This window comes from Myxococcus sp. XM-1-1-1, assembly GCF_020037095.1.
Classification (GTDB): Bacteria; Myxococcota; Myxococcia; order Myxococcales; family Myxococcaceae; genus Myxococcus; species Myxococcus fulvus.
Window position 1 is genome coordinate 373,521 of sequence record NZ_JAIQDH010000006.1, and the last position, 21,483, is coordinate 395,003.

The 21,483-nt window shown below is 70.8% G+C and carries 24 protein-coding genes; 14 read left to right on the forward strand and 10 right to left on the reverse strand.

The window, feature by feature from the left end; genetic code table 11:
• Position 1: 1 nt before the first annotated feature.
• From K8640_RS15350 to ccmA, 4 genes are read right to left on the reverse strand one after another with little or no spacing between them, the layout of a single operon-like run.
• Entirely contained in the window at positions 2 to 184 is a 183-nt protein-coding gene (locus K8640_RS15350; protein ID WP_141331425.1) for a heme exporter protein CcmD, read from the reverse strand.
• Between the two features lie 2 nt (positions 185 to 186).
• Entirely contained in the window at positions 187 to 903 is a 717-nt protein-coding gene (ccsA, locus tag K8640_RS15355) for a cytochrome c biogenesis protein CcsA (protein WP_223747705.1), read from the reverse strand.
• 3 nt (positions 904 to 906) lie between these two features.
• On the reverse strand, positions 907 to 1,575 hold the full coding sequence (locus K8640_RS15360) for a heme exporter protein CcmB (protein WP_141331437.1): 669 nt from the start codon (positions 1,573 to 1,575) through the stop codon (positions 907 to 909).
• A gap of 41 nt (positions 1,576 to 1,616) precedes the next feature.
• Complete coding sequence (gene ccmA, locus K8640_RS15365) at positions 1,617 to 2,276, reverse strand: heme ABC exporter ATP-binding protein CcmA (protein WP_223747706.1); 660 nt, start codon at positions 2,274 to 2,276, stop codon at positions 1,617 to 1,619.
• 400 nt (positions 2,277 to 2,676) lie between these two features.
• On the opposite strand from ccmA, the gene exoL reads away from it, so the two are divergent.
• The 5 genes from exoL (at position 2,677) to exoP (ending at position 8,243) form a co-directional block, all read left to right on the forward strand.
• Positions 2,677 to 3,777 carry a spore coat polysaccharide deacetylase ExoL gene (gene exoL, locus K8640_RS15370; RefSeq protein ID WP_370640349.1) on the forward strand — a complete coding sequence of 367 codons (1,101 nt, stop codon included), beginning with the start codon at positions 2,677 to 2,679 and terminating at the stop codon, positions 3,775 to 3,777.
• Complete coding sequence (gene exoM / locus K8640_RS15375; protein ID WP_223747707.1) at positions 3,774 to 5,294, forward strand: spore coat polysaccharide flippase ExoM; 1,521 nt, start codon at positions 3,774 to 3,776, stop codon at positions 5,292 to 5,294. Before exoL ends, exoM begins: the two co-directional genes overlap by 4 nt.
• Before the next feature lie 94 nt (positions 5,295 to 5,388).
• Positions 5,389 to 5,907, forward strand: coding sequence for a serine O-acetyltransferase (locus tag K8640_RS15380; protein ID WP_046714337.1), 519 nt, complete (start codon positions 5,389 to 5,391; stop codon positions 5,905 to 5,907).
• Positions 5,908 to 5,915: 8 nt separating this feature from the next.
• Positions 5,916 to 6,977 carry a glycosyltransferase family 4 protein gene (locus K8640_RS15385; RefSeq protein ID WP_223747708.1) on the forward strand — a complete coding sequence of 354 codons (1,062 nt, stop codon included), beginning with the start codon at positions 5,916 to 5,918 and terminating at the stop codon, positions 6,975 to 6,977.
• A gap of 63 nt (positions 6,978 to 7,040) precedes the next feature.
• Entirely contained in the window at positions 7,041 to 8,243 is a 1,203-nt protein-coding gene (gene exoP, locus K8640_RS15390) for a spore coat polysaccharide biosynthesis glycosyltransferase ExoP (protein ID WP_141324511.1), read from the forward strand.
• 57 nt (positions 8,244 to 8,300) lie between these two features.
• On the opposite strand, the gene K8640_RS15395 is transcribed toward exoP, so the two are convergent.
• From K8640_RS15395 to thiS, 6 genes are all read right to left on the reverse strand, one after another.
• Entirely contained in the window at positions 8,301 to 9,485 is a 1,185-nt protein-coding gene (locus K8640_RS15395) for a DUF4350 domain-containing protein (RefSeq protein ID WP_223747709.1), read from the reverse strand.
• Between the two features lie 220 nt (positions 9,486 to 9,705).
• Positions 9,706 to 10,611: a DUF4129 domain-containing protein gene (locus K8640_RS15400; RefSeq protein WP_370640348.1), complete on the reverse strand. Its 906-nt coding sequence runs from the start codon at positions 10,609 to 10,611 to the stop codon at positions 9,706 to 9,708.
• A gap of 12 nt (positions 10,612 to 10,623) precedes the next feature.
• Complete coding sequence (locus tag K8640_RS15405) at positions 10,624 to 11,658, reverse strand: hypothetical protein (RefSeq protein ID WP_223747710.1); 1,035 nt, start codon at positions 11,656 to 11,658, stop codon at positions 10,624 to 10,626.
• Complete coding sequence (locus K8640_RS15410) at positions 11,655 to 12,290, reverse strand: thiamine phosphate synthase (protein ID WP_223747711.1); 636 nt, start codon at positions 12,288 to 12,290, stop codon at positions 11,655 to 11,657. Before K8640_RS15410 ends, K8640_RS15405 begins: the two co-directional genes overlap by 4 nt.
• Before the next feature lie 29 nt (positions 12,291 to 12,319).
• Positions 12,320 to 13,108, reverse strand: a complete 789-nt coding sequence (locus K8640_RS15415) for a thiazole synthase (protein ID WP_342742212.1) — start codon at positions 13,106 to 13,108, stop codon at positions 12,320 to 12,322.
• A gap of 7 nt (positions 13,109 to 13,115) precedes the next feature.
• Positions 13,116 to 13,316: a sulfur carrier protein ThiS gene (gene thiS / locus K8640_RS15420; protein WP_141324516.1), complete on the reverse strand. Its 201-nt coding sequence runs from the start codon at positions 13,314 to 13,316 to the stop codon at positions 13,116 to 13,118.
• A gap of 119 nt (positions 13,317 to 13,435) precedes the next feature.
• Here thiS and K8640_RS15425 point away from each other — a divergent pair, with 119 nt between their 5' ends.
• The 9 genes from K8640_RS15425 (at position 13,436) to K8640_RS15465 (ending at position 21,481) form a co-directional block, all read left to right on the forward strand.
• On the forward strand, positions 13,436 to 13,825 hold the full coding sequence (locus tag K8640_RS15425) for a hypothetical protein (RefSeq protein ID WP_223747712.1): 390 nt from the start codon (positions 13,436 to 13,438) through the stop codon (positions 13,823 to 13,825).
• A gap of 11 nt (positions 13,826 to 13,836) precedes the next feature.
• Positions 13,837 to 14,367: a hypothetical protein gene (locus K8640_RS15430; protein WP_223747713.1), complete on the forward strand. Its 531-nt coding sequence runs from the start codon at positions 13,837 to 13,839 to the stop codon at positions 14,365 to 14,367.
• A 54-nt stretch (positions 14,368 to 14,421) separates the two neighbouring features.
• A complete protein-coding gene (locus K8640_RS15435; protein WP_223747714.1) occupies positions 14,422 to 15,000 on the forward strand; it encodes a hypothetical protein in 579 nt (192 codons plus the stop codon).
• A 254-nt stretch (positions 15,001 to 15,254) separates the two neighbouring features.
• A complete protein-coding gene (locus tag K8640_RS15440) occupies positions 15,255 to 15,845 on the forward strand; it encodes a hypothetical protein (RefSeq protein ID WP_223747715.1) in 591 nt (196 codons plus the stop codon).
• A 207-nt stretch (positions 15,846 to 16,052) separates the two neighbouring features.
• Positions 16,053 to 17,186, forward strand: coding sequence for a serine/threonine-protein kinase (locus tag K8640_RS15445; RefSeq protein ID WP_223747716.1), 1,134 nt, complete (start codon positions 16,053 to 16,055; stop codon positions 17,184 to 17,186).
• 61 nt (positions 17,187 to 17,247) lie between these two features.
• On the forward strand, positions 17,248 to 18,252 hold the full coding sequence (locus K8640_RS15450; protein WP_223747717.1) for a dipeptidase: 1,005 nt from the start codon (positions 17,248 to 17,250) through the stop codon (positions 18,250 to 18,252).
• Positions 18,253 to 18,288: 36 nt separating this feature from the next.
• Positions 18,289 to 18,672, forward strand: coding sequence for a hypothetical protein (locus tag K8640_RS15455; RefSeq protein ID WP_141324522.1), 384 nt, complete (start codon positions 18,289 to 18,291; stop codon positions 18,670 to 18,672).
• A 173-nt stretch (positions 18,673 to 18,845) separates the two neighbouring features.
• On the forward strand, positions 18,846 to 20,309 hold the full coding sequence (locus K8640_RS15460; protein WP_223747718.1) for a hypothetical protein: 1,464 nt from the start codon (positions 18,846 to 18,848) through the stop codon (positions 20,307 to 20,309).
• Positions 20,306 to 21,481: an ARPP-2 domain-containing protein gene (locus K8640_RS15465; protein WP_223747719.1), complete on the forward strand. Its 1,176-nt coding sequence runs from the start codon at positions 20,306 to 20,308 to the stop codon at positions 21,479 to 21,481. Before K8640_RS15460 ends, K8640_RS15465 begins: the two co-directional genes overlap by 4 nt.
• The last annotated feature ends 2 nt before the right edge of the window (positions 21,482 to 21,483 follow it).

The following is a 21,483-nucleotide window of genomic DNA, read 5'->3' on the forward strand; positions in this document are numbered from 1 at the left end:
CTTACTCCTTCGCGTCCTGCGAGGCCTGGGGCCGGCGCAGCCAGAGGGACAGCGAGTAAAGCACGAGCGCTGCCACGGTGATGCCGTAGCAGGCCCAGACATAGCCCCAGCCCCCCTGGATGCGGCCACTTCCCACCTGGCCCGCGGCCTGGGCGAGGACTCCCAGCGTCGTCAGCGTCGTCATGGTCAGGCCACCTTCGGGGTGTTGTGGACATCCGGCGCGCCCGCACCGGGCAGCGCGTCCGGCAGCGCCACCTCCGCCCGGCGCTCGGCCAGGGCGATGCGGTAGCGCTGGATGAGCAGGGCGATGGTGACCAGCAGCATGCCGATGGCCGCCACGCGCAGGGGCAGCACCATCTGCGGATCCACCGTCTTCGGGCTCGACTGCACCTGGTGCAGGCTTCTCCACCAGCGCACCGAGAACCAGACGATGGGCAGGTTGATGGCGCCAAGAATCGCCACCACCGCGCTCCACGTCGCGCGCTTGTCGGGGTCCTCCACGAAGCGCCGCAGCACCAGGTAGCCGGTGTACGTCACCAGCATGATGGCCTCCGACGTCAGGCGCGGATCCCACGACCAGTAGACGCCCCACGTCGGGCGGCCCCAGATGGCACCCGTCACCATGCCCAGCGCGCCCAGCACCAGCCCCACCTCGGCCGCCGACTCCGCCAGCGAGTCCAGCTTCCAGCCCGGCTTCGACTTGAGCAGGTGCGACACCGCCATCACGAAGTTCAGGAACATGGCCAGCATGGCCATCCACTGGAGTGGGACGTGCACATACATGATGCGCTGCACGTCACCCATCTCCCGGTCCGGAGGTGCCCACGCCAGGCCCAACCACCAGCCCGCCGCGAGCACGCCCAGGCCCACCACCGGGAGGCCCCACTTGATGAGCTTGTTCATCCGTCAGTCCTCGATGATGCGAGGGAAGAGCATGAAGCCCACGCCCCAGTAAATCAGATTGAAACCGAGCAAAAGCCCCAGCCATGAGCCCAACTGATTCATGGGGTCTCCCTGCAATACGAGGGTGGTCGCCTTGGCCGCGGACAGCAGGGCAGGGATGACCAGCGGGAACAATAGCAGAGGCAGGAGCACATCCCTTGCCCGGGCATTGCTGGAAATCGCGGCGTACACCGTCCCCGGTGCGCTGAGGGCCAGGCTGCCGAGCAGCAGGACACTGCCCAGGTCCACCGCGCCCATGACCACCCGCACGCCGTACAGGGCGACCATGACGGGCAACAGCAGGATGCCCAGCGCGACGAGGAGCAGCGCGTTGCCCAGGGCCTTGGACAGGTAGATGGCGCGGGGGTCCGCGGGGGCCAGCCGCACGCCGTCCATGCAGGCGTTCTCGGACTCGACGCGGAAGGACTCGCCCAGGGCGAGCACGCTGGCGAAGAGGATGGCCAGCCAGAAGTAGCCGCCGGCGTTCTTCTCCAACAGGCGCGTGTCCGGGCCCAGCGCGAAGGAGAACATCAGCAGGGTGGCCAGCGCGAAGAAGACGATGGCGTTGAGGCGCGCGCGGGTGCGCCACTCGATGAGCAGGTCCTTGCGCAAGAGGGCCAGCGTGGCGCCCATGAGTCCGAGGGGCCGGGGGCGCTGGGGGCTTGTTGGCAGATTCACGCCGACACCGCCCGTCCGTCCTGCAGGTGCAGGCGCTCCTCGCACAGGGACAGCCCCTGGTCGATGAGGTGCGTCGCCAACACCACCGTGACGCCGCCCGACTTGAGCTGGGCGATGATGCCCTCCATCTCCCGGATGCCCTCCGGGTCCAGCTCGCCGAAGGGCTCGTCCAGCAGCGCGATCGTCGGGGCCTTCATCAGCAGCCGGGCGATGGCCAGGCGCTTTCGCATGCCGGCGCTGAAGCCGCGCACCGGGTTGTCCGAGCGCTTGCCCAGGCCCACCCGTGCGAGCAGGCCCTCCGCCGCGTCCTTCGGCGAGGGGTGTCCCAGCAGCCGCGCCAGCACGGTGAGGTTCTGGTGCGCGGTGAGGTCCTCGTAGAGGAAGCTGGCGTGGGACAGGAGCGCCACGTCGCGGCGCAGCTCGTCGCGGTGCACGACGGCGTCCTTGCCCAGCACCTCCACGCGGCCCGCGGTGGGGCTCAGCGCGGTGGCGAGCATGCGCAACAGCGTCGTCTTTCCGGAGCCGTTGTGGCCGGTGAGCAGCAATGAGCGTCCGGCGGGGAGCGCGTACGTCAGCCGCGCCAGCGCCCAGCGACGTCCATAGCGCTTGCTGACGTCATGCAACGCGAGCGCGGCAGCGGCGGAGTGGGGAGTCATCGGGATGCTCGTTCGTATCCGGAATCGCAACTGTCATCCAGTGAAACCCGGGCGGCTGGCCGGCCAGGGGTGGGGCGACCCTGAAGACAGGAAAGTTTTTCCAATGGGTGGGGCACGGTGTGCCCGCGTGGTCCGCCGTGTTTCCCTGGTGCAACGTGTCCAGCCGTCGTCATCCCTCTCGTCCCGCCGGGCGTCCCCCCGAGCGCGGACGTCAGGCGCCTGAATCGGCTATGGCATCACCCCTGCAATGGCTCCCGCGCGAGTTGGAAGTTCCCTGAGGGGAACGTGGGCCAGGGGTTCCTTTTCCGCGGAGGGCGTGATGGCAACGGCGAGGGTCTTGCGGAGGGCGGTCAAGGCGGCGACCGCTGGCGTGCTGCACTACAGCGGCATGCGTCGGGCGATGGCGGCCTATCGGAGGGTGCAGTCGGGTGGCAGGCGCATCCTCATCGTGAGTTATCACCGCGTGGTGAGCGACTTCACCGGGGAGCTCCAGCGCTCCATCCCGGGGTTGCTCATCAGCCAGGAGACGTTCCGGCGTCATCTCGAGGAGGCCTCGGCGGCCGGCTTCGAGCTGGCGTCGATTGGCGACGCGGTGGACGTGATGTCGGGCCGGAGGGTGGCGAAGAAGGACCTGTGCGTCATCACCTTCGACGACGGGTACCGGGACGTGTACCGGTACGCGTACCCCATCCTGAAGCAGATGGGCGTGCCGGCCATCACCTATCTGCCAACAGCGTTCATCGGCACGAAGCGGCGGTTCAACCATGACCGCCTCTTCCACCTGCTCAGGCGCGCGCAGGAGCGGCACTACCACCCGGTGTACGCGGCGCTGCCGGAGGCGTCGATGGAGCTGCTGGGCCCCATCCTCTCCGGACAGAAGACGGTGTCCGCGGCGCTGGATGACTTCATCGGGGAGCACCCCACGCGGGTGCTGACGGCCATCATCGACGCGCTGGAGCAGCAGCTCGGCGGTGGCCAGGACCTGGTGCCCGAGCAGGGCGACGTCATGAACTGGGACGAGGTGCGCCGCATGGCGCGCGACGGGTTCGAGTTCGGCGCGCACACGCTGGGGCACACGGTGTTGACGCTGGAGCCGCAGGCGGTGGTGGAGCAGGAGATCCTCGAGTCCAAGCGGACCATCGAGGCGGAGGTGGGCATCCAGGTGCGCGACTTCGCGTACTGCAACGGGTGGTACTCGGACGAGGTCATCCGCGTGCTCGCCGCGAACGGCTTCCGCTCGGGCGTGACGACGGAGGACCTGCCCAACCGCATCGGCGGGGACCCGTTCACCCTCAAGCGCAAGGTGCTGTGGGAGAACTTCAGCCTGGGGATGCTCGGGGACTACTCGTCGCCGCTCACCGGCTGCCAGCTGGATGACTGCTTCGGGTTGCTCGGCGTGAGCCGCCCGGTGCCGGGGCGCAGGACGCACTCCTTCCGCGGCAGCCTGATGGGCAACGTGCTGGCGACGCCCGACGGAGCGGCCCTGAAGGAGGCTCCGTGAGCGGAGCGGCATCACCGGCGGCGGCGGGGGGCTCGTTCCTCGGCCGCGCCGGTCCCCTGGTGTTGGCCCGGCTGTTCACCGCCGGGCTGACGCTGTCCATTCCGCTCGTGCTCGCCCGGGTGCTGAACCTGGACGAGTACGGCACGTACTACCAGCTGTTCCTCATCGCCACGACGCTCTACTACGTGCTGCCGTTCGGCGTGGTGCAGAGCCTGTACTACTTCCTGCCGCGCACCGGCGAGAAGCGGCCGTACCTGGGACAGACGCTGCTGTTCATGTCGGGCGCGGGCGTGGTGGGCGCGCTGCTCGTCTTCGCGTTGATGGGCCCGGTGGCGGGGTGGTTCTCCAACCCGCGGCTGCTCGACTACCGCTGGGAGCTGGCGGCCTACACGGCGTTCCTGCTGGGCAGCTTCCCGCTGGAGGTGTCGCTCACGGCGCAGGGGCGCACCAAGGCCTCGGCCGTGGTGTACCTGGTGTCGGACGCGGTGCGGGCCTCGGTGATGGTGCTGCCGCCGCTGCTGGGCTTCTCGTTGCATGGGCTGATGGTGGCGGTGTGCGGCTTCACGGCGCTGCGCTTCGTGGCGACGTGGGTCGTCTGTCTGCGCGGTGTCACGGGGCCCCTGGTGAGCGGGCCGCTGCTGCGCGCGCAGCTGGCGTACGCGGCGCCGTTCGGCGCGGCGATGTTCCTGGCGATTCCGCAGCAGAACGCGCACCTGTACATGGTGGCGGGCGCGGTGGCGCCGGCGATGTACGCGCTGTACCGCGTGGGCTGCTTCCAGCTGCCGGTGGTGGACCTGCTCTACACGCCCACCAGCGAGGTGCTGATGGTGCGCCTGGGGGAGCTGGAGCGGGAAGGGCGCCTGGAGGAGGGCGTGGACGCGTTCCGCGAGGCGGCGGGGAAGCTGGCGTACGTGTTCCTGCCCTTCGCGGCGTTCCTCTTCGCGGCGGCGCCGGAGTTCATCGGCGCGCTGTTCGGCGAGAAGTTCCTGCCGGCCGTGCCCGTGTTCCGCATCAGCGTGCTCGGGGTGGTGCTCTCCATCCTGCCCATGGACGGGACGCTCAGGGCGCGCGGGCTGACGCGGGCCATCTTCGTGTCGTACGCGGTGAAGGCGGCGGTGACGGTGCCGCTGGTGTACTTCGGCGTGAAGCACCTGGGGATGCTGGGCGGCATCGGCTCGTGGGCGGTGGCGGAGGTGGTGGGCAAGGTGCTGCTGCTCACCCGGATTCCGGCGGCGCTGTCCACGCCCCGACGCTCCTTGCGTCTGGTGGACGTCATCCCGTGGCGGGAGCTGGGGCGCGCGTCGCTGGCGGCGGGGGCGGCGGGGCTGGCCGTGTTCGTGCTCCGGGCGGCGGCGCAGGGGGCGTGGGGGCACCTGCCCCAGGGCTTCTTCTGGCGCGTGCTGCCGCTGGCGGTGGCCGGGGTGCTCTTCTCGGTGGGCTACGTGGTGATGCTGTACGTCGCGGGGGTGCGGCCGCTGGCGGTGCTCGCGGGCCTGCGTCCCCGGAGGACGGCCTGAGGAAAAGTCGGGATGCGCCTGGGGCCTACTTCCCTCTCGGGGGAACGGTACCTAGGTTGCTCCCCGTCGCGAGGTTGGGTCAGGGGAGGCGTGGATGGGTGTCGATGCGATGACGTTGTACCGGATGGCTCGCGGTTTGCGGCTGAAGAAGGTTCCGCTGCTGCCCGCGCTCTTGCGCAAGGCCATCTACTACCTGCACAGCTCCTACGTTCCGGACGAGGCCGACATCGGCGAGGGGACGCAGCTGGGCTACGGCGGAATCGGCGTCGTCATCCACAAGGCGGCGAAGATCGGCCGCCACTGCCTCATCTCGCAGCAGGTGACGATTGGTGGACGCTCGGGCATCGAGGGCGCGCCCATCATCGGCGACTACGTGCGGGTGGGCGCGGGCGCCAAGATTCTCGGCAACATCCACATCGGTGACTTCGCGGTCATCGGCGCCAACGCCGTGGTGCTCAAGGACGTGGCGCCGGGCTCGGTGGTGGCGGGCATCCCCGCGCGGGTCATCCGGCAGGATCCGGATCCGCTGACCACGTATCAGCGGGAGATGGGGCTCTTGCCGCGTCGCTCGCCGCTGTCGGCGGTGCCTCCTTCGGCGTCGGTGCCGAGCTAGGGCCTGCCATGCGCGTGCTCCTGGTGGGAGACCATCCGCCTCCGTTCGGGGGCGTGGCGATTCACGTTCAACAACTTCATCGGTTCCTGCGCAGCCGTGGGGTCGAAGCGAAGGTGCTGGACATCGGGAAGGGCGGCCGGCCGGTTCCGGACGTGCTCCCGGTGCGAAGCCCCGCTCACTTCGGCCTCAGGCTGACCGGGTTTCTCGCCTCGGGGTGGACGGTGCATGTCCACACCAGCGGGAACAACCCCAAGGCCTGGCTGCTCGCGGCCATGGTGGCCGGGGTGCCCGCGGGTCGGGCGCCCCGCTTCATCACGCTGCACTCGGGGCTCTTGCCGGACTACCTGGCTGCGTCCGCGGCGCGGCGCGCGTTCGCCCGGGTGGCGCTCGCGGGCTACACGCGCATCATCGCCGTCTCGCTGGCGGTTCGTGAGGCGCTGCTGTCGTGCGGCGTGCCGGCGGAGAAGGTCCTGGTGCAGCCCGCCTTCTGCGCCTCGCAGGTGCAGGCGGGCGAGGTGCCCGTGAAGGTGGAGGCCGCGCGGGCCCGGCGGCGTCCGTTGCTGACGATGGCGCACCACCCCTCGCCCGTGTACGGGCGCAAGGTGGCCTTCCGGGCGCTGCGGAAGTTGATGGAGTCCCATCCGGACGTGGGGCTGGCGCTGTTCGGCCCCGGGACGGACTCCGAGGAGTTCATCCGCGACGCGCGCGAGCTGGGCGTGGCGGGGCAGCTCGAGGTGCTGGGAGAGCTGGACCACCCCGCGGCGTTGGGGCTCATCGCGCGCGGCGATGTCTTCCTGCGGCCCACGACGCATGACGGGGACTCCATCTCCGTGCGCGAGTCGCTGGCCCTGGGCGTGCCCTGCGTGGCGAGCGACGTCTGCGCGCGGCCGGAGGGGACGCGGCTGTTCCGGGCGGGGGACGCGGCGTCGCTCGCGACGAGCATCGGCGAGGCGGTGGCGGCGGGGCCGGCGAAGGTGGCCTCGCCCGACGTGGGGCCGGTGTTGCTGGAGCTGTACGAGGCGCTGGCGCCTCGTCGGTCCGCGCCCGTGCAGGCGGCGCCCGCGGCATGAGCGGTTCTTCACACGAGATTCGCGGGACTCCCGCGAGGACTTCAGACACAGGGGAGATGAGAGATGCGTCGCAGTGATGACCTGGATTTGACGCGCCGGGCGCTCCGAGGGCGCGACCTGGTGGTGTTCTCCAACGACTGGGACGGCGACCCGCTGTCGAAGGTCCACATCATGCGGATCCTCTCCAGGGACAACCGCATCCTCTGGGTGAACAGCATCGGCAACCGCGCGCCGAAGGCGAACGCGCACGACGTGAAGCGCATCTTCTCCAAGCTGGAGCGCTTCACACAGGGCCTGCGCGAGGTGGAGCCCAACCTCCACGTCCTGTCGCCGCTGGCCATCCCGTTCTACGGCTCGGAGATGGTGCGCGGGGCGAACCGCGAGCTGCTCCGGCTGCAGGTGCGCCGGGCGATGAAGCAGCTGAACTTCCAGCGGCCCATCTCCTGGAGCTTCCTGCCCGCGTCGGCGCCGGTGTCGGGCACGCTGGGTGAGGAGTTCGTCGTCTACCACTGCGTGGACGAGTTCTCCGCCTTCAGCGACACCAACGGCCGGCACATCGCGGAGCTGGAGGACCGGCTCCTGCGTCGCGCGGACCTGTGCATCACGTCCGCCGAGCGCCTGAGGGACAACAAGTCCCGCGTCAACCCGCGCACGGTGCTGGTGCGTCACGGCACGGACTTCCGCCACTTCGTGAAGGCGTGTGATCCGACGACGGTCATCCCCGCGGACATCGCGAACCTGCCCAAGCCGGTCATCGGCTTCTTCGGGCTGGTGGCGGACTGGGTGGACCAGGACGCCATCATCGCCACGGCGCGCGCGCATCCCGAGGGCTCGGTGGTCATCATCGGCAAGACGACGCCGGACTGCGATGACTCCCGGCTGAGGGCGGAGCCGAACATCCACATGCTCGGCCGCAAGGCGTACGCGGACCTGCCGGGTTACAGCCGCGCGTTCGACGTGGCGCTGATGCCGTTCAAGATCAGCGAGCTGACGCTGAACGCCAACCCGCTGAAGGTGCGCGAGTACCTGGCCTCGGGTCTGCCGGTGGTGTCCACGGACCTGCCGGAGGTCCGCAAGGTGGGCCTGTGCAAGATCGCCAAGTCCACCGAGGACTTCGTGGCCAAGGTGGACGAGTGCCTCGCGGAGGGCCCGGGCCCCAGCCGCGAGCGCGCGGAGAAGATCTTCAACGAGAGCTGGGACGCGCGCGTGGACGAGATTCGTCACCACGTGGGCACGGCGATGGTGGCCGCGGGCAAGTCGCTCTGAGTGTCGGGGCTGCCGGGCGCGGTGGTCTCGCGCCCGGTGTCCACGTGAGGACGGGACTCAGGAGCGGCTGAGCGATTGTCGGCCCGCCACGGTGCGCTCCAAATGCGCATAGAGGCGGGCCACTCGCGCGTAGTCCGAGGGCTTGACGGTGGCTTGTCCGAGCAGTCGGTTCAGCTCCGCCTTGGCGTCCAGGTAGTGCGACGCGGGGATGCCGCCGTCCTGGTCGAGGAGCCGCGCGGCCTCCGCGTCGGCGAGGGTGGGGGAGATGCCCAGGCGCTCCTGCAACTGCTGACGCAGGGAGGTGTCCAGCTCGGGGAGCAGGGACTTCTCCACCTTCGCGCGTCGCATGAGCCAGCCCATGCTGCGCACGTACTCCAGCGCGGAGCGGTGTTTCTCCTCCCGCTCCGGCCTCGGCGCGCCGAAGCGCGTGCCGCGTGAGAACGCATAGAGGCCGCTGACGACCAGGACCTGCGCGACGAAGACCCAGATGCCACGCGACAGCGGAGGCGGGGGCGCGAGCTGGTGGTGGTGCTCGTCGATGACGAGCGGGCCCCGGGCCGCGAGCGCGTTCCAGAAGCGCGCGTTGTCGAGCAGCTCGATGCGGCGGTTCTCCAGGAGGTCCGCTCCGGCGAGCACGTAGATCTCGCCCTGTCCGAGCGCACGTCGCCACACCGTCACCGCGCCGCCGAGCCCCGCGAGCGGAATCGCGTCCGGGTGCTCCATGAGGATGCCGCGGTCCTGGGAGACGCGCAGCGTGCTGAGTCCGCGAAGGGGACCCGCGCCCAGCCACACGTCCACCGTGGTTCCACCCGCGTCCGCGAGGTCCGTGGAGAGCCCGCGCTCGCTCGCGGGCAGCAGGGGACCGGGCTCCAGACGGAGCCACTTCTCCAGCGCGGCCTGGTGCATGCCGAGCTCGCGCGTCGACAGGTACACGAGCGTGCCGCCCTGCTCGACGAAGTGCTCGACCTTGCGCACCTCCTCGTCCGTCACGGGGCTGCCGATGGGGGAGGCCAGCACGAGCGTCCGGGTGTCGGCGGCGAGTGACTCCAGGGAGGCGAGGTGCGTGCTGACCGCGCGTCCTCCTTCTTGGAGGAACAGGTAGAGCGCGCGGGCGCCTTGGGGGCCCGTGTTCTCCACGGAGGGAACGGGCGAGTCGGGTGCATCCGCGCGTGTGGACAGGCCCATCGCCAGCGCGATGGCGATGAGGACCCCGAAGACGATGAGCGTCCGTGCGTTCTTCACGGCGTGACCTCCTGCTCCCCAGGCGCGGTGCCCGCGATGGAGCGGGCACCGGGCCGTGCAGAGGGGGCGTGAGGACGCGCACTTCGCGCGGGATGAAACAGGCTCCCGACTTCAGCGGCGAGGCTGTCGCGTGTCGTCGACCCGCCGAGGTCACGCGGTCGCAGCGACGAAAGAGGTCCGGCTTCAGCCGCCGGAACGAGCTTGCGTGTCGTCGGCCAGCTCATGCCGCCGCCTCCGCGCCGAGCGTGCCGAGGAGCCGCTCCACCGCTTCGAGGAACCGCGTGGCCTCGTCCACGGGGACGGGGGCCAGGGAGTAGAAGGCGTGGTCGTACCACTCCACCAGACGCTCCACCTCCCGGGTGAGCGAGGCGGGGGCCCCTCGCGACGGCAGCTCCGAGGCCAGCTCCCGGTTCGTCTTCACGCGATCGGGGCGCGCCAGCCGGCGCTCCTCCAGCGCGGACAGCATGGCCAGCAGTGCCTCGCGAATCGCCTCGCGTGAATCGTTCGCCAGGGCCGTGCGCGCGCGTCGCAGGTGCTCCGGTGGCGCGTCCAGCACGAGCGGCGCCGCGGGCCCGACACCGTCCTGTGCTCGCCCCGGAGCGCGCCCCCGACGCATGGCGCGAACCTTCAGCACGCCCCACAGCACGAGCGCCATCGCCAGTCCCAGCATCACCGTGCGAGTCGCCACCGCGAAGCCCTGGGCCTCGCGCGACTCGAACAGTCCCTCCAGCCACGCCTCCAGCTTGCGCAGCCACTGCTTCACCAGATCTCCGTGCCGCTGCCGCGCGCGAGCGAACTCCGGCCGGTCCAACACGGACTTCAGTCGCTGCTGCTCGCTCCCGGGCAACTCCGTCACCGGCTCGCCGGAGCGGGCCTCCTGTTCACGCAAGCCACACGCGCGCTCGAGGAACGCCGTCACCTGCTCGACGCGCTGAGCATCCGTCGCGTCCTCGGGTGCAGGCGGCAGCGGGATTCCCCCGAGCCTCCGCTCCAGTCGCTCCAGTGACGCGGACACCTCGGAGGGGCCCGCGCGCAGCGCCTCCTCGAGCGAGCGCGCCGTGTCCTCCCGCTCCTCGCAGGGAAGCGCGGTCAGCAGGAGCATCAAGGGCAGGAAGGACACGGACACGGGCGCGCGAGGTCAGGCGGCGAGCGGCGACGTCGGTGAGGTATCACCGCCCAGCCGCTGCTCCAGGTCCAGGGCTTCCCGGCGCACGCGCAGGTCCAGGTAGAAGAACGCGCAGACGACGAAGTTCACGGGGGAGAAGAAGGACTGGGCCATGACCTGGAGCAGCTCGACGGGCACCAGCAGCCACTGGGGCGTGCGGGCGATGGTGTCCGCGGAGAACGGGTTGCCGTAGGGCAGCATCACCAGCCAGGAGGGGATGCCGAACAGCAGGTGCACCGAGAACAGGATGAGGCTGACGACGGTGAAGAGAATCATCCCCCGCACCACCACGCGCCCCATGAAGCCCGGCTCCACGCGCCCCGACAGCAGCGTCCCCGAGCGCTGGAAGGCGGCCCACGCGCCCAGGTCCTCCATCGCCAGCACCGGCGGCAAGAGCAGGAAGCGCAGGAAGTACCAGAGCATGGCACCCACCATGCCCAGGCCCAGCACCAGCGCACCCAGGATGAGCACCACCGCGCCCAGCGCCTGCGAGCCCATCGCCGACACGACTCCGCCCACGACGAGCACGATGATGCCGGGGACACACGCCACCAGCATCACCAGCAGCGACCAGCCCAAAGACAACACGAACGCCCCCGTCACCGGCCCCACCATGGAGAGGCTGCGGCGCAGGCTGTCCGCGGGGCTCACCGGCGTGCCGAGCTGCGTGGACACCACGAAGCGGGAGGTGGCGACCATCGCCAGCCAGTAGCTCCAGATGAGGAACGAGAACATCCCGCCCCACAGCACCATGGCGAGGGCGGACTGCCCCAGCATCTCGAACGGCTTCTGCTGGGCCAGCACCTGCTGGTCGGGGGAGTACAGCATGGGCGTCAGCACCCGCGTGAGCTGGAGCACGCCCTTGGTCGCGATGTAGTTGACCAGCGAGTAGCCCAGGCTGAGCACGAAGAGGGGCTTGAGGTGGCCGCGCCAGAAGGTGACGGAGCGGTCGATGAGCTCCCCCAGGGCCAGGGGACGCAGCGCGGATGCGGAGGCAGGTGAAGTCACGGGACCGGCAGCATAGCCCGGGGCGGGCAGGCCGCGAGCAGCGTGCGCGCCGCGCGCGCCGGGTCCTCCGCCTCCAGCACCGCCGAGATGACGGCCACCCCCGCCGCGCCCTCCAGCGCAAGGGCCCGCTCGCTCGTGATGCCCCCGAGCGCGAGCGCCGGGCACCCGAGCCTGCCCGCCAGGGCACGGAACCCCTCGGGACCGAGCGGTCGCCGCGCATCCCCGGGCTTGGAGCCGGGCGCGTGGACGGGGCTCACCAGGGCCAGGTCGGCGCCGCTCGCATCCAGGGCCTCGGCCTCGTCGTGCACGGCCACGCTGAGGAGTCGGCCCGCGGGCAGGCGAGGGCGGACCTGCGCGGGCAGCAGCCCGTGGGCGGGCAGGTGCAGATGGGCGTCCACCAGCAGCGCCACGTCCAGCCGCCCGTTGATGAACAGCGGATTGCCCCGGGCATGGCAGAGCGCGGCGAGCACCCGGGCCTCCTCGAGGAACCCGCGCGAGGTGGCCTCCGGATGGCGGTGCTGCACGGCGACGTCCGGTCCCGCGTCCAGCGCGCGGGACAACGCCTCCAGCAGGCGCCCCCGAGGAAGGCGCCAGTCGGTGATGACGACGAGCCGGGGGAGGGTGGGCGCCACGGGAGCGTCCTGTCCGTCCGCGGAGAAGGCTACTGGACGATGCCGTCGATGGGGCTGGACGCGGAGCCGTAGGCCTTCCGGGGGATGCGGCCGGCGAGGTACGCGTCGCGGCCCGCCTCCACGGCCTTCTTCATGGCCACGGCCATGCGCACCGGGTCCTGCGCGCCGGCGATGGCGGTGTTCATCAGCACGCCGTCCACGCCCAGCTCCATGGCGATGGCCGCGTCGGACGCGGTGCCCACGCCTGCGTCGACGATGACGGGCACCTTCACCGTCTCCAGGATGAGGCGCAGGTTGTGCGGGTTGCGGATGCCCAGGCCGCTGCCGATGGGCGCGCCCAGCGGCATCACCGCCGCGCAGCCCGCGTCCTCCAGCTTGCGCGCGGTGATGGGGTCATCGCTGGTGTAGGGCAGCACGGTGAAGCCCTCCTTCACCAGGATGCGCGCCGCCTTCACCGTCTCCTCGACGTCCGGGTAGAGCGTCTTCTCGTCGCCGAGGACCTCCAGCTTCACCCACTTGCTCATGCCCAGCTCCTCGGCGAGCCGGCAGGTGCGCACCGCGTCGTCGGCCGTGTAGCAGAGGGCCGTGTTGGGCAGCAGGCGCAGCTTCTGCCGGTCGATGAAGCTCATGAGCGACGCCTCGCCCGTGGCCTTCAGGTCCAGCCGGCGCACGGCCACCGTGACCATCTCCGTGCCCGAGGACTCGTGGCACTGCTTCATGATGGCGTGGCTGGGGTACTTGCCGGTCCCCAGGATGAGGCGGGAGGAGAACGTCACCCCCGCGATGGTGAAGGGCTTGTCCTGGATGCTCATGGCCATCTCCTCGCTACCCGCCGCCGACGAAGGTGACGATCTCCACGCGGTCCCCCGGCTGGAGGCGGTGCTCGGGGTGGCGGGCGCGGCGCACCACCTCGGCGTTCACCTCCACGGCCACGCCCGGGCCGCCGACCCGAAGCGACTCCAGCAGCGCCGAGAGGGTGATGGCCTCCGGCACCTCGCGCGTTTCTCCGTTGACCCAGACCTGCACGGCGTCACGGCTCCTTGCGATGGGGACCCGGGCACGCACTACAGGGGCCCTCTCGTGCTGTCAACGCACACTCCGGCAGTACGTCCGCCAGCGTCACCGCTATACTCGGCGCCATGCTCATGGCTCCCAGCAGGCTTGTCTCCACCGCGCTCGTCGTCGCGCTCGGGCTGCCCGTCACCGCCGCCGCCGCGGACCCCGTCGCGACCCTGGATGCCCCTGTCCGCGCGCCCCAGCCCCTGCTGCACGGTCACCGGTATGCCTTCGTCGCGGGCGGCGTGCTGGCCGTGGGAGGGCTGGGCCTGGGCTTCTTCGCGCAGGGAGAGGCGAAGCGCGCGCAGAGCCTGTCGTCCGCCCGGGAGGCGAGGAGCACGCTGGACCGCGCCCGCTCGGCGTCCACCGCGGCCAACCTGATGTACGCCGCCGCGGGCGCCGCCGTGCTGTACGGGCTGGTGCTGGAGCTGCTCCCGGACGAGGCCGCCGACACCGCCAGCCTCACCTACCACTTCTGACCGAGCCCCCCGTGGCCCTCCGCTCTCCTGTCCCCCTCCTGGCCTGCGGTGCCGTGCTGGTGGCCGTGGCCTGCTCCATCAACGTGGACGACCTCGCCGGGCGCGCCTGCACGGACGACACCGAGTGCCCCTCCGCGTATGCCTGCACCGCCGTGGCCGCCGACGGCCAGCGCACGTGCGAGGTCATCTATCCCCCCAGCTACGCCGAGGCAGACGGCGGCACGGACGCGGGGCCGGTGCCCACGTACTGCAAGGACGTGGCGCCCATCCTCGCCGCCAGCTGCGTGAGCAGCTGCCACGGCGCGGACACCAGCGGCAGCGGCCAGTCCTCGTTCCGGCTGGACTACTACGAGCCCACGGGCAACGGCGCGCCGGGCGCGCGCGCCAAGGCGCTGCGCATCCGGGTGCGCACGTCGGACCTGAAGGACATGCCTCCCTCGGGCAGCGGCGTCACCCAGCCCACCGCCGAGGAGCGGGCCCTGGTGGCGCGCTGGGTGGCCGGTGGTGCTCCCTTCTGTGACAGCCCCGATGCCGGGCCCTGACGTCGCGGCCGTTCCCCCTCGCTTCCTTCGTCCCCGGTTTCTCCCGAGCCCAACATGAAGAAACTCCTCGCGGGCGCCACCGGCGCGGCCGCCCTCCTCGTGGCCTGCACCATCGACGTGGCGGACTTCACCGGCAAGACGTGCGAGACGGCCGGCGACTGTCCCGACACGCACGTCTGTGTCGCGGTGAGGCAGGGGCAGGGGCGCACGTGCGAGGTGCTCGGCCTGCCCGGGTCCGACGCGGGCCCCACCGACGCGGGGCCGGTGCCCACGTACTGCGACGACGTGCAGCCCATCCTCGCCGCCAGCTGCGTGAGCACCTGCCACGGCGCGGACACCAGCGGCAGCGGCCAGTCCTCGTTCCGGCTGGACTACTACGTGGCGCCGGATGGCGGCGCGGACGGTGGTGGACTGCCGGGCGCTTTCGCGAAGGCGGAGAGAATCCGCGCGCGCACTTCGGTGTTCCAGGACATGCCGCCCTCGCCGACCACCGTCCCGTTGCCCACGGCGGAGCAGCGTGCCCTCGTCGCCCGCTGGGTGGAGGGCGGCGCTCCGTTCTGCGATGACGCCGACGCGGGCGGCGGCGCGCCGGATGGCGGTTCTCCGGACGCTGGCGGCGACGCGGGGCCGTAGTCCATCAGCGCCTGGAGCACGGGGAGAAGCCGGCGCCTCTCAGGAGGCAATCCGTTTCTCTCCGATGGGCCGTGTCGGGGAATGTTCCCACGCAGAGCGGCCGGGCGAGCAAGGCCCGGGCGCACGCCGAGGGCCCCCTGTGTCCTCCCGCGCGTGTGCGCAAGCCCTGTGCAAGTTCGAGGGGAGCGCTCACTTTCTGTCCAACACCGGGGAACACTCACTCCGGACAGCCTACCGAAAGGGGCAGGACGAACATGCGCAAGCTCATGATGGCGGTCGGTGCGGTCGCGGCGATGGCGATGGTGACCGGTTGCAGCAAGCGGGACAACGTGGCGGAGCAGCGCCAGGACGTCGCCGAGGCGCAGAGCGAAGCCCGCCAGGAGGTGGCGGAGATTCGCCAGGACGAGCAGCAGGACATCGCGAACACCCAGCGCAACGCGCAGGAGGACATTGCCGAGTCCCAGCGTGAGGCGAACGAGGAGATCGCCAGCGCCCAGGAGGACGTCCGCGATGAGCAGGCGGACCTCGCCGAGGCGCAGCGTGATCGCAACGAGGAGCTGGCCCAGGGTGGCTCCGGCACGGCGGGCGCCATGGCGGCGACCACCAACGTGTCCGGTCGCGTGCTCTCCACCAGCGGCAGCTCGCTGACGGTGGTGGACACCTCCAACAACCGTCAGCTCAAGCTGAAGACGAACGACCAGAGCCGCATCCTCCAGAACAACCAGGAGGTGAAGCTGGGTGACCTGAAGGAGGGTGACCAGGTCCGCGCGTCGTACGTCATGGATGGCAAGGACATGGTGGTCCGCGAGCTGAACGTCACGCAGAACGTGACGCCCACCAAGTAACCCACGGGGCGCGGTCGGGCGGCTCGTCTCCTCACGGGCGGCCCAGGGACGGCTCCCACTCCGGTGGGGGCCGTTTCCTTTTTTCCCTGAATCCATTCTGAAGGGTCGGAAGTGCGTGTCGGACCTGGATGGTAGGGAGGATGCGTGAGGTTTCCTCACGCCTTCCCAACCCTGGGGAGGTCCTTCGCACCAGGAGCCGTCCTTCGCATGGGCACCCACCACCCGGACCAGCCTTCCCTCAAACCCTTCATCCTCTTCTCCGCGGGCGCCACGTCCTATGAGTTGATCCGCTACCTGGGCTCGCGTGGCTCGGGGGAGCTGCTGCTCGCCCGCAGGCACTACGCGGACTCGCCTGGCGACCTGGTGCTCATCAAGCGCCTGATGGACGCGGAGGACGAACTCGGTCGGGCGCGGCTGCGCGAGGAGGTCAAGCTGCTGATGCGGCTGTCGCACCCGTCCATCGCGCGGGTGTTCCTGGTGCGCGTGCACGACGGCTCGCCCCACCTCGTCATGGAGTACGTGGAGGGCCAGAGCCTGGAGACGCTCATCAGCTTCGCGGCGCTGCGGCGCCGGCCGCTCTCGGAGGCCTTCACCGCCTACGTGGGGGAGCAGCTGGCGGACGCGCTCCACCACGCGCACTCGCTGGAGGATGACCGGGGCAGGCCCCTGGGGCTCGTGCACCGGGACGTCAGCCCGCGCACGCTGCGGCTGGACGCGCGCGGCCACGTGAAGCTGGCGGACTTCGCGCTGGCGTGGGCGCGGCTGCCGGGGCGCGTGGCCACCGAAGGCCACGTGGTCCGCGGAGACCTGGCGTATGCGTCTCCGGAGGTGTTGCTGCGCCGCCCGGTCGACGGGCGCTCGGACCTGTTCTCCCTGGGCGTGGTGCTGCTGGAGCTCGCCACCGGGTTGCACCTGCTGGACCTGGAGCCGGTGGAGCGCGCGGCGCTCGCGGCCGGCCCGCACGCGGACGCGGAGGTGCTCCAGGCGGAGTCGCCCAGCTGGCTGCCCCTGCCGTTGATGGCGGCGCGCGTGGCCTGCTTCGCGCCGGAGCACGTGGAGCATGCGACGCGGTCCCTGTGCTCGCCGCTGCGCTCCATCCTGGCGCGGCTGCTGCGCCGGGAGCCGGAGGAGCGCTGCCAGACGGCGCTGGAGCTGCGGGACGCGCTGCGTGGGGTGCTGGCGGGGCGGGGGTACACGTATGGCCCGCCGGAGGCCGCGCGGGAGGCCCTGCAGGTGCGCCAGGAGGCGCGCTCCCGGGGGCAGGCCGCGGACGTGCTGTCCCCGGAGGACGCGCTGGCCGGGCTCGCCTTCCCCCGTGGCGTCATCGCCACCGGGACATGAGGCCCGGCGTGGGTCGGAGGGTGCTTGTCTGGGGCCGTGGGATGGGCAGACTCAGGCACCTATGGGTGACGTGAACGAGCTCCACCAGCGCTGGTGCATCGCGGACGGACACGCGGACTCCCTCATGTGGAACCGGGATTTGTGTGTCCGCTCCGACGAGGGGCACGTGGACTTCCCCCGCCTGCGGGAGGCGGGGGTGAAGCTGCAGTGCTTCACCATCGTCACCCGGGGCTTCCCCTTCATCGGCGGCTTCCCGGTGTTCGCCGCGTGGCGCGGCTGGCCTCGGGAGGCGCGCGCCAGCGAGTGGACGCGGGCGCTGTGGCAGCTCGAGCGCATGGCGGAGTTCTGCCAGCGCTCCGGGGACACGGTGCGCGTGGCCGACTCGCGTCAGGTGTTGGACGACAACCTGGCCCAGGGGCGGCTGTCCGCGGTGCTGGGCGTGGAGGGCGGGCACGCCATCGAGGGGAAGGTGGAGCGGCTGGCGGAGCTGCACCGCCGGGGCGTGCGCTTCATGGGGCTCACGCACCTGTCGAACAATGACCTGGGCGGCTCCTCGTTCCCGATGATGGGCAACCGGGGGCTGACGACGCTGGGCCACGAGGTGATGGAGGAGATGGCCCGGCTGGGATTGAGCGTGGACGTGGCGCACGCCTCCGAGCGCACCCTGGAGAACCTCTTCTCCCATCCCTCGGTGCGCTACTTCTGTTCGCACACGGGGGTGCGCGCGGCGGGGGGCGGGTGGCGCAACCTGAGCGACGCCTCGCTGCGCTTCATCGCGGACCGGGGTGGGGTGGTGGGAATCATCTTCGCCCCCGTGTACCTGGGCGGAGACTCGGTGGACGACGTGGTTCGCCACATCGAGCACGCGGTGGACGTCATGGGCGAGGAGGGCGTGGGCCTGGGCTCGGACTACGACGGCATGGTGCCCTTGCCCAAGGGCATGAAGGACGTCACGGACCTGCGCCTGCTCACCACGGCACTGCTGCGCCGCCATCCGGAGTCCTGGGTGGAACGTGTGATGGGCGGAAACTTCCGGCGTTTCTTCCAGTCGACACTGGGTGGTTGACCGGGAGCGGGACGCTCGAAATATTGGGTTCAGCCCATGAACCGCTCCTTCCTCGCACTCGTGTCCGCTGTTGGCTCCCTCCTCCTCACCGCCTGCGGTGGCCCCGGCTCGGGGGACGACTGCGACGAACCGGGGAGCTTCATCTGTCAGGAGGCCGTCCTGGCCCTGGAGTGTCGTTCCGGCAAGTGGCGGCAGCTGCCGTGCCGGGGCCCGCTGGGGTGCCGCGAGTCTGACGAGGCGGTGCGCTGTGACACCTCCGGCAACGGCCCGGGGGATGCGTGCGCGGCCAGCGCCGAGGGGCGGGGCCTGTGCCGTCAGGACGGGAAGGCCATCCTGGAGTGCCGCGAGGGCATCCTGGTGGAGACGGCCTCGTGCACCTCCTGCGTGGTGGAGGACACCGAGGTGTCGTGCCAGCCGTGAGGCGGTGAAGGCGGACGTCAGGAGTCCCCGGCGCGCGACGTGTGGTAGCCTCGGCGCGCCGCTCGCGGGACTCCGATGCGACTTCCGATTCAAGCCTTTGGAGCCTGACACGCTGGTCGTTTCACTCTTCCCCGAGCGGCGCTCCTCTCGTCTTCCCGGAGGCAGTGCGCGCGATGGCCTTGCCCGCAGAAGTCCGTATCGAACAGGTCGCCCGAGAGGACCTGGTGATGTTCGTCAACGCGTGCTTCTCCTGCACGGGCCAGCGGGAGTTCTACGGTGACGCGCGCGGGCAGTCGGTCTCCATCGAGTTCCTGCACCAGTACATCCTGGGCAACTACCGGCGCCTCTACCGCCGCACGCTCGCGGCGGGCATCAACCACTTCAACCAGGCGCAGATCATCCTCAACCTGCTCGCCGCCGGCAGTCCCGTGGACCCGGCCGGGCGAGCGGAGGAGGGGGCCCTCATCGCCGCGGCGCTGCGCCGGCTGCCCACGCAGCGCGCGTTCCGGGTGTTGGAGTCGCTGCGCTCGCGGCACGTCAACAACCGCCGCAGCCGCGCCATCGTCCGGGAGTACCTGGCCGGGCGCTCGAACCTCTCCTTCGACGCGGTGAAGTACCGCTCCAAGCTGCGCGCGGCGGTGGTGCACGGGCACGTGAAGCTGGAGGGCGAGCTGGGGCCGTTCCTCTTCAAGGGCTGGAAGAAGCGGGTCTTCACCCAGCCGCTGTTCGAATCCTTTCGTCGGGCGCACTTCGCGCAAGAAGCGCTCTACGAGCTGCCCTACACGGTGGCGGAGGGACTGGCGCAGAAGCACGGCGTCCCGCGCGACGTGTTCCTCCAGCGCATCGAGCCGCGCCTCACCCAGGCGGAGCGCCTGCGACTCCAGGAGTCCGCCGCGCGCGAGGGGGGCGTGGAGCCGGCGGTGGACCTGTCCCGCGCGCCGCTGACGAAGCTCGCGCTGTATGTGTTGTCATTGAAGGCGGAGGCGCGGGCCTCTCGCCGCGAGGAGTTGCACACGGCGCTGGAGGGCTCGGCGGCGCGGGTGCTGGCGCGCGCGAAGCCCGCGTTGGGGAAGGTGGCGGCGGTGTTGGACCGGAGCTATTCGACGTCCGGCTCGCTGCAGAAGCGGCGGCGTCCGCTGGCCGTGGCGCTGGCGACGCACTACCTGCTGTCCTCCGCGGCGCGGGAGTACCGGGCCTTCTGGACGGGCGAGCCCGTGGAGGACCCGTTGACGGTGTCGGCGCGCGGGCAGACGGACCTGGCCACGCCGCTGTTGGATGCGCTGGAGTGGGGCGCGGAGCTGGTGGTCATCGTCTCGGATGGCTACGACAATGACCCGCCGGGCGCGGTGGCGGAGCTGACGCGGGTGTTCCGTGAGCGCCTGGACCGGGACCGGCGCACCGCGCTGGTGCACGTCAATCCCGTCTTCGACGCGGAGGAGTACGCGCCGCGCTCGTTCGGCGGAGCGGTGGCCACGGTGGGCGTGCGAGACGCCGAGGACGTCCCGACGGTGCTCGGGTTCGCGCGCTTCGCGGAGGGCACGGCGTCGCTGGCGGAGCTGGAGCGCTACCTGTCCGGACGCGTGGATTCGTGGCTGAAGCCCCAGGTGCATGAAGGCGCGGACGAGGTGGAGGCATGAGCGACACGCGACTCATCCGGCGACTGGAGGCGCACGGGCTGCGCTTCGCGCCCGCGCAGGCGTGGAACCGCATGCGGCTGGTGCCGGTGCTCCGCGACGAGGTGCGGGACGACCTGCGCTTCGCGCGCCGCGAGTACTCGGAGTGGGCGGCGGTGGTGTCCCTGGAGGGTGAGCTCGAGGGCCGCGGCCTCAAGTACATCTCCTACGTCCCGCACGGCATGGTGGTGAGCTGGGGCCAGCGCCAGGCGGACGCCGTCTACGGCACGCGGCTGAACGCGCGTGACGGCAAGAAGGTGATGGCCGGCCCCGTCCCGGTGCGCCTGTTGCACCGCATGGTGCACCGCGAGGACAAGAACCAGCTGCGCATGTTGCCCCTGCATCTGGCGATGGAGGGCTTCCTGGCGCAGCACTTCGGCGGGCCGGAGATCGCCTGGTCGGAGTACTCACGCGACGCGCTGACCTACGGGCTCAATCCCCGCATGGAGTCCTCCGTCCCCGGGTGGCTCAGCTCGGTGTTGGACGGGGCGCTGCGCACCTTCGAGGTCCACGAGAAGCAGGTGGGCCTGCTGCTCTTCAACGCGGATGAGCTGCTGTCCGCCTTCGTCGTCTCGCATCCCGACGACTACCGCGTCCTGCACCGCACGCTGCTCGAGGACTTCTACGGCGAGCTGCTGCTCCAGTACGGCTATCTCCAGGAGGTCGTCGAGCTGTGGACGCCACTGGACGCGAAGCGGGTGTCGAGCCTCGGTGACCTGCGCGCGGAGGTGACGCGCATGCGCGAGGACTGGGGCGCCTTCCACGGCTTCATGGCCGGAGGCCTCTTGGGCGTCGAGGTGTCGTCACAGAAGGTGTACGAGGCCGGCCCGTATCTCCTGCAGCGCTTCCATACGAGCCTGGTCCCGTCGGCGGAGAACCACCTGGGCGAGGCCATCGTGGACAAGGACGGCACGCTTCAATACCTGAAGACGTACCGCCTCTCCGCGGCGCAGACGCGTCGCGCCTACCTGCTGCAACGGCTCGCCCAATCCCGGTGGAACCTGGACGAGGTCGCCGAGCACATGGGCTCCACCCGTCAGGAGCTCGTCACCCGCATCCAGAACGCGGGCTTCGGTTATCTCCTCAAGGCACATGTCCTCGAGGAGGCCCGCCGACTGGCGACCCGTGGGCGCTGAGT